Here is a 1134-nt window from a genome sequence, read left to right on the forward strand (position 1 = left end):
TGTTGTGGGGCATGAGGTTGTCGGAGTCGGCGGGGCGATGAGAGAACGAACGGGCTCTCGCCCGCAGGATGGTAATCGCCAAAGAACCGTCTGCTGCAGGAGAAGAGCCCGTTCATGTCCCACGCTATCGCGGTGCACCCGAACTCCACACTGACCCCGACCGGTCGATTGAAGATGGTCGAACGCCACCTCGACGACCGGGTCCCGATCGCTCATGTCGCCGCCGAGTTCCGCGTCAGCTGGGACACGGTGAGCAAATGGGTCACCCGCTACCGCGACCACGGCGAAGCCGGTCTGGCAGATCTGCCCAGCACCCCGCGCCACTGGCCGGCTGTCACCAGCGAAGCGGTGATCGAGCGCATCGAGGCGCTGCGCCGGAAGCTGAAGTGGTCGGCCCGTCGGATCCATCTGCACCTGATCGCCGGTGGGATCGACCCGCTGCCTGAGGGCCATGGGCTGGCCACCGGCGAGATCCACCCGCCGGTGCGGATCAGCCTGCGCACAGTCGGCCGGTGGCTGGCACGACTGGGGATCTCCCGGCGCCGGGACCTCACCCCGTGCGGGGAGAACCTGCGCACCCTGGGCACCGCGCCCGGGGTGATCGAGGCTGAGCATCCCGGTGCCATGGTGCATCTGGATGTGAAGAAGGTCGGCACCATCCCCGACGGAGGCGGGCACAAGGTCCACGGCCGGGGCAGCAGCAGGGCTAAGGCCTCCAAGCGCGGCGCCGGGGCCAGGGTCGGCTATACGTATCTGCACTCGGCCGTCGATGGGTACACCCGCCTGGCCTACACCGAGGCGCTCGAGGATGAGCAGCAGACGACCACCGCGGGGTTCTTCCACCGGGCCAGGGCCTTCTACGCCGCCCACGGCATCAGCATCGATCGGGTCATCACCGACAACGGCAACAACTACCGCTCCGACCTGTTCCGACACTCGGTGACCGGGATGGGGCATCGGCATCAGCGCATCAGGCCCTACACGCCGAAGCACAACGGCAAAGTCGAACGCTACAACCGGCTGATGGTCGACGAGGTCCTCTACACCCGGGCCTACGACTCCGAACAGGCTCGTCGACATGCGCTGCAGGTCTGGGTCAACCACTACAACTATCATCGGCCGCATACTTCCTGC

Annotated in this window: 1 protein-coding gene; it reads left to right on the forward strand. The window is 66.7% G+C overall.

The window, feature by feature from the left end; translation table 11 throughout:
* Positions 1-114 precede the first annotated feature (114 nt).
* Positions 115-1134 (forward strand): IS481 family transposase (locus tag N7E59_RS11820; RefSeq protein ID WP_261625137.1); only part of this gene is annotated, 1020 nt, incomplete at its 3' end.

Source organism: Nesterenkonia marinintestina, assembly GCF_025420485.1.
Taxonomy (GTDB): Bacteria; Actinomycetota; Actinomycetes; order Actinomycetales; family Micrococcaceae; genus Nesterenkonia; species Nesterenkonia marinintestina.